Source organism: Rhodobacter sp. NTK016B (assembly GCF_017303295.1).
GTDB lineage: Bacteria > Pseudomonadota > Alphaproteobacteria > Rhodobacterales > Rhodobacteraceae > Pararhodobacter.
The window spans coordinates 16,202-31,044 of record NZ_JAFKOK010000004.1; the positions used below are offsets into that span (position 1 = coordinate 16,202).

13 protein-coding genes are annotated in these 14,843 nt (G+C 66.9%); 10 read left to right on the forward strand and 3 right to left on the reverse strand.

Annotation, left to right across the window (positions count from 1 at the left end; translation table 11 throughout):
• The first annotated feature begins 86 nt into the window (after positions 1-86).
• A complete protein-coding gene (locus JI664_RS06230; RefSeq protein WP_207012873.1) occupies positions 87-1,622 on the forward strand; it encodes a hypothetical protein in 1,536 nt (511 codons plus the stop codon).
• On the opposite strand, the gene JI664_RS06235 is transcribed toward JI664_RS06230, so the two are convergent.
• A complete protein-coding gene (locus tag JI664_RS06235) occupies positions 1,607-3,091 on the reverse strand; it encodes a hypothetical protein (protein WP_207012874.1) in 1,485 nt (494 codons plus the stop codon). The two genes, JI664_RS06230 and JI664_RS06235, sit on opposite strands and share 16 nt — an antisense overlap.
• A gap of 101 nt (positions 3,092-3,192) precedes the next feature.
• Between JI664_RS06235 and JI664_RS06240 the strand changes: the two genes are divergently transcribed.
• The 3 genes from JI664_RS06240 to JI664_RS06250 all read left to right on the forward strand — a co-directional run bounded on the left by JI664_RS06240 (position 3,193) and on the right by JI664_RS06250 (position 6,811).
• A complete protein-coding gene (locus tag JI664_RS06240; protein WP_207012875.1) occupies positions 3,193-3,813 on the forward strand; it encodes an FMN-binding negative transcriptional regulator in 621 nt (206 codons plus the stop codon).
• A 110-nt stretch (positions 3,814-3,923) separates the two neighbouring features.
• A complete protein-coding gene (gene purF / locus JI664_RS06245) occupies positions 3,924-5,384 on the forward strand; it encodes an amidophosphoribosyltransferase (RefSeq protein WP_207012876.1) in 1,461 nt (486 codons plus the stop codon).
• Positions 5,385-5,554: 170 nt separating this feature from the next.
• Positions 5,555-6,811 (forward strand): NAD(P)/FAD-dependent oxidoreductase, encoded by a 1,257-nt coding sequence (locus JI664_RS06250; protein WP_207012877.1) that lies wholly within the window; start codon positions 5,555-5,557, stop codon positions 6,809-6,811.
• A 3-nt stretch (positions 6,812-6,814) separates the two neighbouring features.
• On the opposite strand, the gene JI664_RS06255 is transcribed toward JI664_RS06250, so the two are convergent.
• Complete coding sequence (locus tag JI664_RS06255) at positions 6,815-7,444, reverse strand: cation transporter (protein ID WP_207012878.1); 630 nt, start codon at positions 7,442-7,444, stop codon at positions 6,815-6,817.
• 78 nt (positions 7,445-7,522) lie between these two features.
• Here JI664_RS06255 and JI664_RS06260 point away from each other — a divergent pair, with 78 nt between their 5' ends.
• The 6 genes from JI664_RS06260 (at position 7,523) to JI664_RS06285 (ending at position 13,999) form a co-directional block, all read left to right on the forward strand.
• Positions 7,523-7,993 (forward strand): MerR family transcriptional regulator, encoded by a 471-nt coding sequence (locus JI664_RS06260; RefSeq protein WP_207012879.1) that lies wholly within the window; start codon positions 7,523-7,525, stop codon positions 7,991-7,993.
• 87 nt (positions 7,994-8,080) lie between these two features.
• Complete coding sequence (locus JI664_RS06265; protein WP_207012880.1) at positions 8,081-9,334, forward strand: sarcosine oxidase subunit beta family protein; 1,254 nt, start codon at positions 8,081-8,083, stop codon at positions 9,332-9,334.
• A complete protein-coding gene (locus tag JI664_RS06270) occupies positions 9,297-10,253 on the forward strand; it encodes a hypothetical protein (RefSeq protein ID WP_207012881.1) in 957 nt (318 codons plus the stop codon). The genes JI664_RS06265 and JI664_RS06270 overlap by 38 nt, the downstream gene beginning before the upstream one ends.
• Before the next feature lie 44 nt (positions 10,254-10,297).
• Positions 10,298-10,558, forward strand: a complete 261-nt coding sequence (locus JI664_RS06275) for a sarcosine oxidase subunit delta (RefSeq protein WP_207012882.1) — start codon at positions 10,298-10,300, stop codon at positions 10,556-10,558.
• Positions 10,555-13,476: a 2Fe-2S iron-sulfur cluster-binding protein gene (locus JI664_RS06280; RefSeq protein ID WP_207012883.1), complete on the forward strand. Its 2,922-nt coding sequence runs from the start codon at positions 10,555-10,557 to the stop codon at positions 13,474-13,476. The genes JI664_RS06275 and JI664_RS06280 overlap by 4 nt, the downstream gene beginning before the upstream one ends.
• A complete protein-coding gene (locus JI664_RS06285) occupies positions 13,469-13,999 on the forward strand; it encodes a sarcosine oxidase subunit gamma (protein WP_349768690.1) in 531 nt (176 codons plus the stop codon). The genes JI664_RS06280 and JI664_RS06285 overlap by 8 nt, the downstream gene beginning before the upstream one ends.
• Here JI664_RS06285 and JI664_RS06290 read toward each other — a convergent pair whose 3' ends face one another.
• Entirely contained in the window at positions 14,000-14,767 is a 768-nt protein-coding gene (locus JI664_RS06290) for a DeoR/GlpR family DNA-binding transcription regulator (protein ID WP_207012885.1), read from the reverse strand.
• Positions 14,768-14,843: the final 76 nt, after the last annotated feature.

Consider the following 14,843-nt stretch of genomic DNA (forward strand, 5'->3'; position numbering starts at 1 on the left):
GGCATATGCTATCAAAAGGCGCGGCTTCGGTCGCGCCTTTTGCTTTTTGCGCCCGCCCGCTATCGTCCGCCCACAACGAGGGGACCATGACGACACGCGGATTCACGGCACGCGGATTTCAGACTTACGCGCTGGCGCTGACGCTGCTGGGCATCGTGGCGCTGTGTCTCGCGATCATCGCGCGCACCGGCGGGACGCTGATCTACACGCTCGACGATCCCTATATCCATCTCGCGCTGGCCGAAGAGATCCTGCAAGGCAATTACGGCATCAATCCGGGCGAGGCGGCGTCGCCATCGTCCTCGATGCTGTACGCGCTGGCCTTGGCGCCCTTGCTGGCGCTGGGACTGGGCACGCTTGCACCGCTGGCCCTTGCTGTCGTGGGGCAGGGGATGGCGGTCTGGCTAATGGCGGGCGCGCTGGCCCCGGCGCTGACGGGTCAGCGCGCGGCGGCTCTGGTGGCCGGGCCGCTTCTGGCACTGGCGATCAATGCCATCGGCCTGCCGCTGACGGGGATGGAGCATCCGCTGCATGTCGCGGTCTCGGTGGCCGTGCTTCTGGGCCTTGCGCGGGCCGCCGCCGGGCGCGCGCCCGGTTGGCTGTTGCTGGCGATCCTGCTTGCGCCCGCGCTTCGGTTCGAAGGCTATGCGCTGGCGCTTGCCGCGATCACGGCGCTGGCGTTTCTAGATCACCGGCGCATGGCGTTTCTCGCGCTGGCCGGACTGACCGCGCTGAGCATCGGCTATGTTCTGGCGATGCAGGCGCTCGGGCTGCCGCTTCTGCCCAGCTCGGTGATGGTGAAAAGCGCGGCTTCGGCGGCGGCGCTCGATGCCGATGGCCGCTCGGCGCTGGTCGCCGTCATCGTCAACGCGATCCGGGGGGCCCAAACCCCGCAGGGCGCGCTGATGATCGGGACCGGGCAGGTTCTGCTGGCGCTGGTGGTGTGGCGACCCGACCGTGTCTCCCGCGCGGTGGTCTGGCCGCTTCTGGCCGCGCTGGCCGCGCATTTTCTCGTCGGGCGCTTCGGCTGGTTCGCACGCTACGAGGTCTATGCCGTCGCCATGACCTTGACCGCGCTGGCGCTGATCCTGCCGCGCCATCTGCCGCAGGCGGGAAGCGTGCTGATCCTGCCGCTCGCCGCGTTCGGCTGGACCTATCTGCCGACGCTCGAGCAAACCCCGGCCGCCGCTGTGTCGATCTATCAGCAGCAATATCAGATGCACCGTTTCGCAACCGGGTTCTTCCCATATACGGTCGCCGTCAACGATATCGGCTGGGTGTCTTATGACAACGACATTGCCGTGCTCGACCTGTGGGGGCTGGGAAGCGAGGAGGCGCGGCAACTGACCGCCGCAGAGGGGCGAACCGTACAGACCCTGCGGCAGTTGACCGAGGCGCGCGCGGCTTATGCCATGGTCTACGATATCGCTTTCGAGGGGGCTATTCCGCCCGAATGGTGCCGCATCGCCACGCTGACGACCTCGCGCGTGATCGCGGCGTCGGACACGGTGAGCTTCTACCTGATCGATCGCGATCTCGAGCCCGAGATGCGCGCGGCCCTCACCGAGTTTGCGCCGACACTGCCCGACGGCGCGGACTTGTCCGTTCACTCGTGCCAATAGGCCCATGGCGGGCGGCGCAGCTGGGTCAGGGCGTATGTCACCTCGTCCGCCGCGTTGAGCGTGCGGCTGGTGGCGCAGACCTCTTGCAGCGCCGGGATCTCGGCGCGGGTGAAGAGCCGCATGGTGTATTGCCGCGCCCAATAGACCTCGCATTGCTCGGTGAAGCCCTCGGCCCCGGCATAGGCTTGCATCGCGGCGTGTTGCGCGGGCTGGTCGCGGATGCCGTCCTCGGTCGCGAAGAAGGCCAGGACATCGGGCGCATAGGCACGCAAGACGTCCGCGCTCACCCCCTCGCGCGCGATGCGGTGGCTGGTCAGCCCATAGGTATCGAGCGCGCGCAGATCCGAGTGATAGGCGGCCGCTCCCGCATCGCCCAGGGCAAAGCCCGAGACCACGCCTTCGCGCCCCAGATCGTGCAGCGCGCGGCCCAGCCGGACATGGCTGTCGAGCAGCCGGGGATAATAATTGGCATAGACCAGATGATCGCCCAGCCGCGCGGTATGCCAGCCGAACGCGGCGATATAGCCTGTAAGACCCAGCAGCGCCCAGTTCGCCCGCGCCCCGCCCATGCGCGACAAGACCCAGCCCAGATACAGCGCCATCGGCAGCAGGATCTGGAAGGGAAAGCGCTGGAAGTAGTTCATCAGCAGGTCCGAGCCCGCATAGGAATACCCGACCGCGCCGAAATAGATCACCAGCGCCGCGCCCGTCCGCCGGTTGCCGAAAGCAAGGACCAAGAGCGCGGGCAGCACATACGGTAGAATCCCCGCCGCCTGTGCGAGCGAAAACCCGTCGCCGGCCTTGATGAAATAAGTGTTCGGCATCGCCTCGCCGAACCACCACAGGTGAAAGCCGAAATAGGCGCCCGCCAGCAGGGCCAGCAGCAGGGTCTGCACCACGATCACGCGCCGTTCGGCGCGCGCGGCAATCAGCAGCGCGGGATACAGCGGATAGAGCAGCCAGGCTTCGGGCCGTGTGAGCACCAGAAGCGCGACGCAGGCCAGCGCACCACGCCACCTGCGCTGTTCCTGCAGGATGAAGAACAGCCCCAGCGCGCCGCCATAGACCATCGTTTCCAGCCCGGAAAACGCATGGGCGACGGTTGCTGGCACCGCCATCAGCAAGGCCAGCACGAAACCCATCCGCACGCGGTCGCCCGCCTCGCGCAGCAGAAGCGTGCCCAGAAGGATCAGCACCGCCAGCGACAGCAGCTTGAACGCCAGCACCATGTCGAACCCCAGAGCGGCGGGCAGGATCGACAGCACGGCGAAGACCGGGTTGGTATAGGCCTGCGTCAGGTCAAACCCGTCAGGATTATAGGCCCAGATCCCGTGCCGGATCAGGTTCAGCCCATAGCGCCATGTGATGAAGGCATCATCGACCGTGAACCGTGCGTAGATCCACAGATTGGCCAGAGCCACCAGCGACAAGAGAGCGGTCAGCGTTACAAGCGGGCGGGGTGGTGTCACGGGTGGGCCTCCGGCTTTGGCGCGCGACGATAGGGGCGTGCCCGCTTGTGGACAAGCACCGCGCGGCCCTATCCTGCGCCCGAAGCCGAGGAACCCGCGCCATGTACAATCCCGCCCATTTCACCGAAACCGACCGGGCCGAGATCGAGCGGCTGTTCCATGCCTGTCCGCTCGCGGCACTTGTGGCGCAGACAGGCGACGGGCTTGACGCCAATCACCTGCCGCTTCTGCGTGAGGGCGAGGGGTTCGTGGGCCATGTCGCGCGCGCCAATCCGGTGCACGCCCTTCTTCCCGACGGCGCCCCGGTGCTGGCGATCTTCCGCGCAGGCGACGCCTATGTCAGCCCGAACTGGTATCCGTCCAAGGCCGAGACGCATAAGGCCGTGCCCACGTGGAATTATCAGGTCGTGCATGTGCATGGCACGATCCACTGGTCGCATGCAGACAAGGACAAGCGCCGCGCCGTGGCCCTGCTGACCGCGCGGCATGAGAAGGAAACGAACGGCGATGCGGCGTGGAAGATGGGCGATGCGCCCGCCGACTTCCTTGCCGGTCTTCTGGATCAGATCGTGGCCTTCCGGATCGCGGTCACGCGGGTCGAGGCAAAATCGAAGCTCAACCAGAACCGCAGCGCTGCCGATATCGGCGGCGTGGCGCAGGCGCTTGAGAGCCGGGGCAACCAAACAGTGGCTCAGGCGATGCGCCGCGCGACCAAAGGTTGAGCATCCGTCACGCCGCTGTCGCAAATCCGACGCCGGATGCCGCCTTGGCCCTTGCTCCCGCGCGGCCTTCCTTCTAAACGGTGCGCATCGCAGCTATCGGGGGCCCGACCATGGAGCCTTGGCTCAGCCATCCCTTCGACGACGACAAGTTGAAGGAGGAATGCGGCGTTTTCGGAGCAGTGAACGTCCAGGACGCGGCGAATTTCGTCGCTCTGGGCCTGCACGCGCTTCAGCACCGCGGACAGGAAGCCGGTGGAATCATCACCCACCACGCCGAACGTGGCTTCCAATCGGCGCACAGATTCGGCCTTGTGCGTGACAACTTCACATCGGCCAAGCTGATGGAGACCCTGCCGGGGTCGATCGGTATCGGCCATGTCCGCTATTCGACGGCGGGCTCGAAGGGCGCCACCGCGATCCGCGACGTGCAACCCTTCTTCGGCGAATTTTCGATGGGCGGCGCGGCAATCGCGCATAACGGCAATATCACCAATGCCGACGCCATCCGCCGCGAACTGATCGAGCGCGGCTCGATCTTCCAGTCTTCGTCGGATTCGGAATGCATCATCCACCTGATGGCGCGCTCGATCCAGAAAACCCATGCCGAACGGCTGAAAGACGCGCTGCGGCGCTGCGAAGGCGCGTTCTCGGTTATCGCCATGACGCGCACCAAGCTTATCGGTGTGCGCGACCGGCTGGGCGTGCGCCCGCTGGTGCTGGGCAAGATCGGCGACGGCTATGCGCTGGCATCGGAAACCTGCGCGCTCGATATCATCGGCGCCGAGTTCCTACGCGAGATCGAGCCGGGCGAAATGGTGGTGATCGACGCCAAGGGCGTGGTCTCGTCGCGCCCGTTCGAACGGGTGTCGCCGCGCTTTTGCATCTTCGAGCAGGTCTATTTCTCGCGCCCCGATTCGATCATCGGCGGTCGCTCGGTCTATGAGACCCGCCGCCAGATCGGTGTCGAGCTGGCCCGTGAAGCCCCGGTCGAGGCCGATCTCGTCTGCCCGGTCCCCGATTCGGGCACGCCCGCCGCGATCGGCTACAGTCAGGAATCGGGCATTCCCTTCGCCATGGGGATCATCCGTAACCAATATATGGGCCGGACCTTCATCGAACCGTCCGAGCAGATCCGCAACATGGGTGTGCGCCTGAAGCTGAACGTCAACCGCGCGTTGATCGAGGGCAAGCGCGTGGTGCTGGTCGACGATTCGGTCGTGCGCGGCACCACCTCGCAGAAGATCAAACAGATGATCCTCGAAGCAGGCGCGGCCGAGGTGCATTTCCGGATCGCTTCGCCACCGACGACGTGGCCGTGTTTCTACGGCGTCGACACGCCCGAGCGCTCAAAGCTTCTCGCAGCCCGCATGAGCGAAGACGAGATGCGCGATTACATCGGCGTGGACAGTCTGAAATTCGTCTCGCTCGACGGTCTCTACCGGGCTGCCGGGGCGCTGGAAGGGCGCGACGATTCCTGTCCGCAATTCTGCGATGCCTGTTTCTCGGGCGAATATCCGGTCGCGCCGTCGGATATGATCGAGCGCGGGTTCGAGCTGAAAGCGGCCGAGTAACCCTCTGTCTCTTCGTGATTTTCAAGGCCCGGCGCGATGCGTCGGGCCTTATGCGTTCCGCCGCCTCGGCCCGTGGGTGACGCCGCGTCGCAGGTCGCGCCGAATGGCAAGTCTTGACCGCGCCGCTTCGGGTGAACAGGCTCGGCTCAAGACAAGCCTGCCGGGGAACCATGACACGCGACACGCCGGGCCTTTGGGCCATCACCGCCCCCGATTTTCCGCCGCTTGAGCCGCTGACAGGCGAGATCGAGGTCGATCTTGCCATTGTCGGGGCGGGCTATACCGGGCTTTCCGCTGCGCTCGAAGCGGCGCAGGCCGGGGCGCGCGTCGTGGTGCTGGAAGCCGAGGGCGTCGGCGCGGGCGGGTCGGGGCGCAATGTCGGGCTGGTGAATGCGGGCCTCTGGCTGATGCCGGACGAAGTCGAAGCGCGCGCGGGCGTGGAAAGCGGGCTTCTGGACCTGCTCAGCGCCGCGCCCGCTGCCGTCTGGGATACCGTCGAGCGCCACGCCATCGATTGCGAGGCGCGCCCCGCCGGTACGCTGCATTGCGCCACCGATCCCGCCGGGCTGCGCGCGCTGGAAGAACGTGCGCGGCAATGGCAGGGACGGCAGGTCGCGGTGTCGCTGCTCGATGCGTCGCAAACACGGGCGCGCACCGGCACAGGGCATTATCTCGGCGCGCTGTTCGATCCGCGCGCGGGGACGATCCAGCCGCTTGGCTATGCACGGGGACTTGCGCGCGCGGCGCTGAAAGCGGGCGCGGTGATCCATGCGCCCAGCCGCGTGACTGGCGCGCGGGCGCAGGGCGGGCGCTGGGTGCTTGAGACCGCGCACGGCAAGGTCAGTGCGGCACGGGTGATCTGGGCGGGCAATACCTATGGCACGGGGCCTGCGGCAAACGAGTCGCTGACGATCATGCCGTATTTCAACTTCGCCACCGATCCCTTGCCCGAGGATCTGCGCAAGACGATCCTGCCGGGCGGCGAGGGAGCGTGGAATACCGCGACGGTTCTGACCTCGTTCCGGCTCGACGCGGCGGGGCGCTTCATCATCGGTTCGGTCGGTCAGCTGGGCCGCGTCGATACGGCTTTTCACGAAGCCTGGGCCAGCCGTCAGATGCGCCGCCTGTTTCCGCAGCTGTCGGGCATTCCCTTTGCGCATCGCTGGTTCGGGCGCATCGGCACGACGCCCGATGCTGTCCCCCGGATGGTCGAGACCGGGCCGGGAGCCTACGGTGTGACCGGCTTTAACGGGCGCGGGATCGGACCGGGCACGGTGCTGGGCCGGGAACTGGCGCGCACGGCGCTTGGCTTGCAATCGGCGCTGCCCGCGCTGCCGGTGGCGAAAACCGACGCCCTGCGCAAAGTGCGGGGCGCCGGGTATCGGCTGGGGGCGGCGGCGCTGCATCTGGCGGACCGCCGCCGTTAGGGCTCAGCCGTGGTGGTGATGGCCATGCGCGCGTTCCTGCGCTGCCTTTCTCAGGATCTGGAGCGAGGACGACAGGAACAACCCCGCCATCGCCGCGGCGACGATCAGGTCGGGCCAGCCCGATCCGGTCCAGGCGACCATCAGCGCGGCGCCCATCACGGCGATATTGCCGATCGCGTCATTGCGCGAACACAGCCAGACCGAACGTACGTTGGAATCGCCGTCGCGCCAGCGCATCAGAATCAGAACCGAGGCCACATTCGCCGCGAGCGCGGCAAAGCCTACGGCACCCATCACCTCGGCGCGGGGCACTTCGGGGCCCAGCATGTCGCTGATCGCAAAGCCCAGCACCGCCAGCCCCATCACGGCCAGCGACAGGCCCTTGAGCTGCGCCACGCGCGCCCGCAGTTGCAGCGACCGTCCGATCACCGCCAGCGACAGCCCGTAAGTCAGCGCGTCGGCGGCAAAATCCAGCGCGTCGGCCTGCAGCGCCCGACTTCCCGCCAGCGCGCCCGCTGTCATCTCGACCAGAAACAGCCCGCCGTTCAGGATGATGACCGCGATCAGCGCGCGGCGATAGGCGGGGCCGGTGCCGTCGAAATCGATCTCGTCATGGGAATGGTCATGGGGCATATCCGGCCCTCCGCTTGTTTCGTGTTGAGCACGTCCTACTTTCTACAGCGACTGTAGAAGCAAGCGGAAAATTGTCTCATGCGCGAAATTTCCATCGGCGAGGCCGCGCGCCAGAGCGGCATCAAGGTGACTACGATCCGGTACTACGAGGAACGCGGCCTGCTGCCCGCCCCGCCGCGCAGCGATTCCGGGCGCCGGATGTATGATGCGGCGACGGTCGAGCGGCTGGGTTTCATCCGCCATGCCCGCGATCTGGGCTTCCGGCTGGAAGACATCGCCGAGCTTCTGGCGCTGCAGGGCCAGCCCGGGGCCTCTTGCGCGCCCGCCGATTCGCTGGCGCGGCGGCATCTGTCAGCGGTGCGCGCCCGGATCGCGGCTTTGCATGCGCTCGAGATGGAACTCGAGCGCATGGTCTCGGGCTGCGACCATACCGACACCGCGCATTGCCGGGTGATCGAGACCCTGTCGGACCACGCGCGCTGCATTGCCGACCACCCGGCGGGCGTGACGGGCGAGCTGGATACCGCCGGCGCCCGCGGGGCAGGCTGACCCGGGCCCGCTTCCCGCATCTGCGGATAATGCTTGTCTTGTCAGGGCCGACGCGCTTGTCTGGGGGCACGAACCAAGGGGCAGGCAATGCGGTATTCAGGGCTACGCGTCTTCGCGCAGGGGCTGACGGGAAACCGGGGCTGGACGCCCGCATGGCGTCAGCCCGAGCCGAAGCCCGACTATGATATCGTCATCATCGGCGGCGGCGGGCATGGCCTGTCGACGGCCTATTACCTCGCCAAAAATCACGGGTTGCGCAACATTGCCGTGCTTGAGAAAGGCTATCTCGGCGGTGGCAATGTCGGGCGCAACACCACGATCGTGCGCGCGAATTATTTCCTGCCCGGCAATTCCGAATTCTACAGCCATTCGCTGAAACTGTGGGAAGGGCTGGAAGCCGAGCTGAACTATAATGTCATGCATTCGCAGCGCGGCCTCATCAATCTGTTCCATTCGGACGGCCAGCGCGATGCCTTCGTGCGGCGCGGCAACGCGATGCTGGCGCAGGGTGACGATGCGGTGCTGCTCGACCGCGAGGGGGTGCGCGAGAAACTGCCCTATCTCGATTTCGAACAGGGGCGCTTTCCGATCTATGGCGGCCTCTATCACCCGCGCGGCGGCACCGCGCGCCACGATGCGGTCGCGTGGGGCTATGCGCGCGGCGCCGACCGGCTGGGCGTGGACCTGATCCAGCGCTGCGAGGTGACGGGGATCGATACCGTCAACGGGCGTGTCACCGGCGTTCAGACCACGCGCGGGCCGATCCGGGCCAGACAAGTGGCGATGGTCGCCGCCGGACGCTCAAGCCAGGTCGCGGCGATGGCGGGGATGCGGCTGCCCATCGAAAGCCACGTTCTGCAGGCCTTCGTCACCGAAGGGCTGAAGCCGGTGATCGACCATGTCGTGAGCTTCGGCATGGGGCATTTCTATATCAGCCAGTCTGACAAAGGCGGGCTGGTCTTTGGCGGCGATCTGGATTTCTACGCCTCGTATGCGGCGCGCGGCAACCTGCCGATGGTCGAGCATGTGATGGAAGCGGGCATGACCCTGATGCCGATGATCGGGCGCGCGAAGGTGCTGCGCTCGTGGGGCGGGATCATGGACATGTCGCCCGACGGCTCGCCGATCATCGACCGCACGCCGATTGACGGTCTCTATTTGAATTGCGGCTGGAATTACGGGGGGTTCAAGGCCGTACCCGCCTCGGGCTGGTGCCTTGCGCATCTGATGGCGACCGGCGCGCCGCACAAGGTGGCCGAGGGCTTTCGACTCGACCGTTTCCGCACCGGACAAGGATTGATGGATGAAGAAGGCACAGGGTCGCAACACAACCTGCATTGAGGCACGGACGGGCCTTGCCGCGCTGATCGCGTTTGCGGCGGTTGGGGGCGCGGTACCGGCTCTGGCCGAGACGCCAGCGCGGGGCTGCTACGCACGCGAATACTCCGCTCAGCATCTGGCCGAGCATCCCAATCAGGGCGTCGCGGCGTTGCGGCTGTGGTTTTTCGACGAAAGCGCGGAGGCTGACAGCCACGCCGCTCTGGTCGAGGCCCGTATGGCCGATCAAGGGCAGGGCGCGCGCGACGGGGTGGGCGGCGAAGTGCTGACGCAATACGCGCTCTGCGACGCCGATCAGTCCTGTTACGTCGAATGCGATGGGGGCATCTTCGAAACCGCGATCCTGCCTGACGGGGATCTGCAACTCACAACCCGGTTTTTTGCCTTGGGCGAGGGCGAAGCCTGCGGCGGCGGCTCGGATCTGGCCGAGTCTCGTGGCGAGGAAACCACCTATCGCCTGAGTGCCGCGCCGCCCGAAATCTGTCAGGCGTTGTGGCAACCCCATCCGCTTCCCGAGCCAGGCTGCTATGGGATGACCTATTCCGATATGGGGCACGGGCAGGGGGTGCTGGGTCTGCGACTGCTCTTGCACCCCGCTGACGACGGCTATGCCTTTCCGCAAGCCGACGGCACGTTTCGCGTGACGCTGCCCGATAGCGGGCGCGCGGCTGCGGCGGGACTGGGCGGCGCGCGCCTGTCAGTGCCGGTCTGGTGTTCCAGCCGCGACGGGCTGTGCCGGTCAGGCGTGGACGAGGGCGCGCTGGCAATCGCACCGCTCGGCGAGGGGGTGGCGCTGTCGACCGGGCGCTTCCTGATCTTCGGCGCAGAAGCCGCCAATATCGACATCGCAGCGCCAGGGCAGGCGATCACCCGCCATCAGCTTCGCCGCCTTGCGCCCGAGGAATGTCGGGGCATGGAATGAGTGTCATGCGTCGCCGTCCCCCAAGCGCCCGTCAGGAGTAGAGAATGCGCCTTGCCTGTCCTTGCTGCGGTCCGCGCGACCGGCGCGAATTCACCTATTACGGCGCCGCCGATTACCTCGACCGCCCCGCGCCCGAGGCCGGTCTGGACGCGTGGGACGCCTATCTGCATCTGCGCGACAACCCCGCCGGGAAAACGCGCGATCTTTGGTATCACGACCCATGTCAGAGCTGGCTGGAAGTCGAGCGCGATACTGTCACTCATGCCGTTCATTCGGTGCAAGCCGTGGCAGGACGGCACGCATGACCCAGCCGTTTCGCTTTCCCGGCAAGGGCCTGCTGATCGACCGCACTCGCCCGGTGCGCTTCACTTTTGACGGCGAAGCGTTCGAGGGGTTCCACGGCGATACGCTCGCCTCGGCGCTTCTGGCGAATGGGCAGCGGCTCATGGCGCGGTCCTTCAAGTACCACCGCCCGCGTGGCGTGATGACAGCGGGATCCGAAGAACCCTCGGCGCTGGTCGAGATCCATGAGGGGGCGCAACAGACCCCCAATGTCCGCGCCACGATGCAGGAGATCTACGAGGGGCTCGACGCGCGCAGCCAGAACCGGCTCGGGCCGCTGGGCTTCGATCTGCTGGCCGTGAACGACCGGCTGTCGCCGTTTCTGGGCGCGGGGTTCTATTACAAGACCTTCATGTGGCCGCGCGCTTTCTGGGAGCGGCTCTATGAACCCGCGATCCGCCGCGCGGCCGGTTTGGGACGGCTGTCGGGGCACCAAGACGAGGCGGCGTATGAGAAAGCCTTTGCCCATTGCGACCTGCTGATCGTCGGCGCCGGTCCCGCCGGGTTGATGGCCGCGCTGACGGCCGGGCGGGCCGGGGCCGACGTGATCTTGGCGACCGAGGACACCCGACCGGGTGGACGGCTGCTATCCGATCTGCCGCAGATCGACGGTCAGCCCGCGCCGCTTTGGGTCGAGGCGGTGATGGCCGAGTTGCAAAGCCTGCCGAACGTCCGGCTGATGACGCGCACCAGCGTCACCGGCAGCTACGACCACGGCACGTTCGGCGCGCTCGAGCGTGTCAGCCTGCACCGCCCCTCGTCCGAAGCCCCGCGCGAGTGCTTCTGGCGTATCGTTGCGCGGCACGCGATCCTCGCCACCGGCGCGCTGGAGCGTCCCATCGCGCATCCCGACAATGACCGGCCCGGGGTGATGCTGGCCTCGGGGGTGAGCGGGCAGTTCGCACGCTACGGCGTCAATCCGGGCCGGGTGGTGGTCTTTTCCAACAACGACAGCGGGTTGCAGGCGGCGCGGGCTCTGACGGCGCAAGGGGTCGAGATCGCGGCCTATGTCGATCCGCGTCCCGTCGCGGTGACCGAGGATTTTCCCGTCTATCCCGAAGCGCGGGTTACCGGCACGCGCGGCCGTCTGGGCCTGCGCGACGTGGCGGTGCAACATGGCGGCGGCACCTCGATGATCGCGGCGCGCACGCTGGCGCTGGCGGGCGGCTGGAACCCTACGATCGCGCTGGCCTGCCATCTGGGCGCGCGTCCGGTCTGGGAACCGGCGCTGCAAAGTTTCGTCATGCCCCATGACCGCACGCCGGGTCTGACACCGGCCGGGGCGGCGGCGGGTTTCCTGTCCACCCGCGCGGCGCTGCTCGACGGGCGCGACAAGGCGCTGGCGGCACTGGCTGCGCTGGATCTTGGCCCGCCGTCCATTGTCGTACCGCAGGCCGAGGATGCGCCCTATGCCATCGCGCCCTTCTGGGCGGTCGATGCGGGCGGTCGCGCATGGCTCGATTTCGCCAATGACGTCACGACCAAGGACGTGACACGCGCGGCACAGGAAGGCTTCACCTCCGTCGAGCACATGAAGCGCTACACGACGCAGGGCATGGCGCCGGATCAGGGCAAAAGCTCGAACGTGGCCGCGCTGGCGGTGCTGGCCGATGCGACCGGGCAGGGCATCGCCGAGACCGGGCTGACAACCTATCGCCCGCCTTATGTGCCGGTTTCCATCGCGGCCCTCGGCGCGGGCGGGCGCGGCGAGGGCTTCGCGCCCCGGCGTCTGCTGACCTCGGACGCGAAAAGCCGGTCGATGGGCGCGCCTATGATCGAGGCAGGGCTGTGGTATCGGCCCAGCTACTTCCCCCGCGCCGGCGAAACCTCGTGGCGCGAAGCCTGCGACCGCGAGGTGCGGCTGGTGCGTGTCAATGCGGGCGTCGCCGATGTCTCGACGCTGGGCAAGATCGATGTGCAGGGCGCCGATGCGGGGCGGTTCCTCGATCTGGTCTACACCAATACGATGTCAGGGCTGAAACCCGGCAAAGTGCGCTATGGTCTGATGCTGCGCGAAGACGGGTTCGTCATGGATGACGGCACCTGCGCGCGGCTGGGGTCTGAGCATTTCCTCGTCACCACCACGACCGCCGCAGCTGGGCTGGTGATGCGGCATATGGATTTCGTGCATCAGGCCTTTTGCGCGGGGTGGGACGTGCGGCTGATTTCGGTGACGGAATCCTGGGCGCAATTCTGTGTCGCCGGACCGAAATCAAAAGCGGTGCTCGAGCGTCTTGGTATTGCACCGGACCTGCCCTTCATGGGCTGCCGCGCTTTGTCGCTGAATGGCATCGGCGCGCGGCTGTTCCGGATCTCGTTTTCGGGCGAAGAAGGCTACGAGATTGCCGTGCCCACCCGGTACGGCGCCGCACTGTTCGACGCGCTGGTCGCGGCTGCCGAGGCCGAGGATGGCTGCGCCTACGGGATGGAAGCGCTCAATGTCCTGCGCGTTGAAAAAGGCTTCCTGACCCATGCCGAGATCCACGGTCGCGTCACCGCTGACGATGTCGGTCTGGGGGGGATGGTGAGCGCGGGCAAGGATTGCATCGGCAAGGCCGCCTCGCAACGTCCCGGTCTTCTGGAGAACCGCGAACAGCTGGTGGGCCTGATGCCGGTCAATCAGGGCGAGGAGCTTAGCGCCGGGGCGCATCTGTACAACGAAAAGGACCCTGCCGAGCGTGCGTATAATCAGGGCTACGTCACCTCGGTCGCGCCGTCGCCGACTCTGGGATGCTGGCTGGGCTTGGGTTTCGTGAAGAACGGCCGGGCAAGGCATGGCGAGGTGATCCGCCTCGATGACGGGCTGCGCCGCCGTAAGGTTCTGGTCGAGATCTGCGACCCGGTATTCTTCGATCCGGACGGAGGGCGGATGCGTGGTTAACCTAACACCGACAGCGGCCTTCACCGGTCTGCCCCTAACCATTGGACGCGCGACGCTGACGGCCTTCGACCCCGGTCCGGTCACCGCGATCGCGCCGTATCCTGGTCGCGACCTGTCGCGCGCGCTGGCGCCGCTGTCCTTTCCCGCGCCGGGTTGCGTGGTCGACGGGCCGGGCGCGCGGCTGGTCTGGACCGGGCGCGAGCAGGCTTTCTGGATGGGGAGCGCGGCGCCCGACCTCACCGGCCTCGCCGCCACCACCGATCAGAGCGACGGCTGGGCGTGGCTGACAGTATCGGGACCGGATGCCGTATCGGTTCTGGCCCGGCTCTGCCCGCTTGACCTGCGGGCGCAGAGCTTTGCGGTTGGCAGCGCGGCGCGCTCGATGCTGGCGCATATGCAGGCGATCATGATCCGCACGGGCGAGGACAGTTTCGAGCTGGGCGTTTTCCGGTCGATGGCCGAGAGCCTGTTGCACGACCTTACGGGCGCGATGCGAGGGCTGGCGGCGCGTGACGCGCTATGATCACTCGACGGTGCGCACCACAATCCGTGTCCCCCATTCCGCGCATTTCGTGGCCAGCGACGGGGGCAGGGGGCAATCGGTGAAAACGGTGTCGATCACTTGCAGCGAGTCGATGCGCGCAGGCGCGGTGCGCGACAGCTTGCTGTGATCGACCACCAGCCATGTGCGCCGCGCCTGCGCGATCAGGCGGCGGCTCGCATCGACCTCTTGCACGTCATAATCCAGCATGTCGCCTTCGGCATCCAGCGCCGAGCAGCCGATCACCGCGATATCCACCTTGAACTGGCCCATGGCGTTCTGCGTCAGCGGCCCGGTCAGCCCGCCATCCGAACGCCGGAGCGCGCCGCCGGTCACGATCACCTGTGCCGCCGGGTTCTCGGCCAGAATATTCGCCACGTTCAGGTTGTTGGTGACAACCATCAGCCCGTCATGGCGCCGGAGCTCGCGCGCAACGGCCTCGGTCGTGGTGCCGATGGCGATGAAGAGCGCGGCGTTGTGCGGGATCGCCTCGGCGCAGGCCCGGGCGAGCGCACGCTTGCCCTCGGCATTCAGCGCCGCGCGATCCTGATAGCCGATATTCACCACGCCCGAGCGCAGGATCGCGCCGCCATGCACGCGTTCCAGCTCGCCCGCATCGTCCAGTTCGGCAAGGTCGCGGCGGATCGTCTGCGCCGTGACGCCGAACCGCACGGCCAGATCGTCCACCGTAACCCGTCCTTCCGAGCGGGCGATGTCGAGGATTTCCGGCAGGCGAAAGCCCTGAGCCATGAGTCGCATCCTTTTCGGGCATTTTCGGATCGCATACCGCAGAACCGCGTTGGTTCTGTGAAAAACCCTCGGATGG

What these genes read in the sequence shown, in the direction of transcription:
- JI664_RS06275 (WP_207012882.1), top strand. Translation starts at nt 10,298, where the DNA reads ATGCGCCTTGCCTGTCCTTGCTGCGGTCCGCGCGACCGGCGCGAATTC.
- purF (WP_207012876.1), top strand. Translation starts at nt 3,924, where the DNA reads ATGGAGCCTTGGCTCAGCCATCCCTTCGACGACGACAAGTTGAAGGAG.
- JI664_RS06270 (WP_207012881.1), top strand. Translation starts at nt 9,297, where the DNA reads ATGAAGAAGGCACAGGGTCGCAACACAACCTGCATTGAGGCACGGACG.
- JI664_RS06240 (WP_207012875.1), top strand. Translation starts at nt 3,193, where the DNA reads ATGTACAATCCCGCCCATTTCACCGAAACCGACCGGGCCGAGATCGAG.
- JI664_RS06280 (WP_207012883.1), top strand. Translation starts at nt 10,555, where the DNA reads ATGACCCAGCCGTTTCGCTTTCCCGGCAAGGGCCTGCTGATCGACCGC.
- JI664_RS06260 (WP_207012879.1), top strand. Translation starts at nt 7,523, where the DNA reads ATGCGCGAAATTTCCATCGGCGAGGCCGCGCGCCAGAGCGGCATCAAG.
- JI664_RS06290 (WP_207012885.1), bottom strand. Translation starts at nt 14,767, where the DNA reads ATGGCTCAGGGCTTTCGCCTGCCGGAAATCCTCGACATCGCCCGCTCG.
- JI664_RS06250 (WP_207012877.1), top strand. Translation starts at nt 5,555, where the DNA reads ATGACACGCGACACGCCGGGCCTTTGGGCCATCACCGCCCCCGATTTT.
- JI664_RS06255 (WP_207012878.1), bottom strand. Translation starts at nt 7,444, where the DNA reads ATGCCCCATGACCATTCCCATGACGAGATCGATTTCGACGGCACCGGC.
- JI664_RS06230 (WP_207012873.1), top strand. Translation starts at nt 87, where the DNA reads ATGACGACACGCGGATTCACGGCACGCGGATTTCAGACTTACGCGCTG.
- JI664_RS06265 (WP_207012880.1), top strand. Translation starts at nt 8,081, where the DNA reads ATGCGGTATTCAGGGCTACGCGTCTTCGCGCAGGGGCTGACGGGAAAC.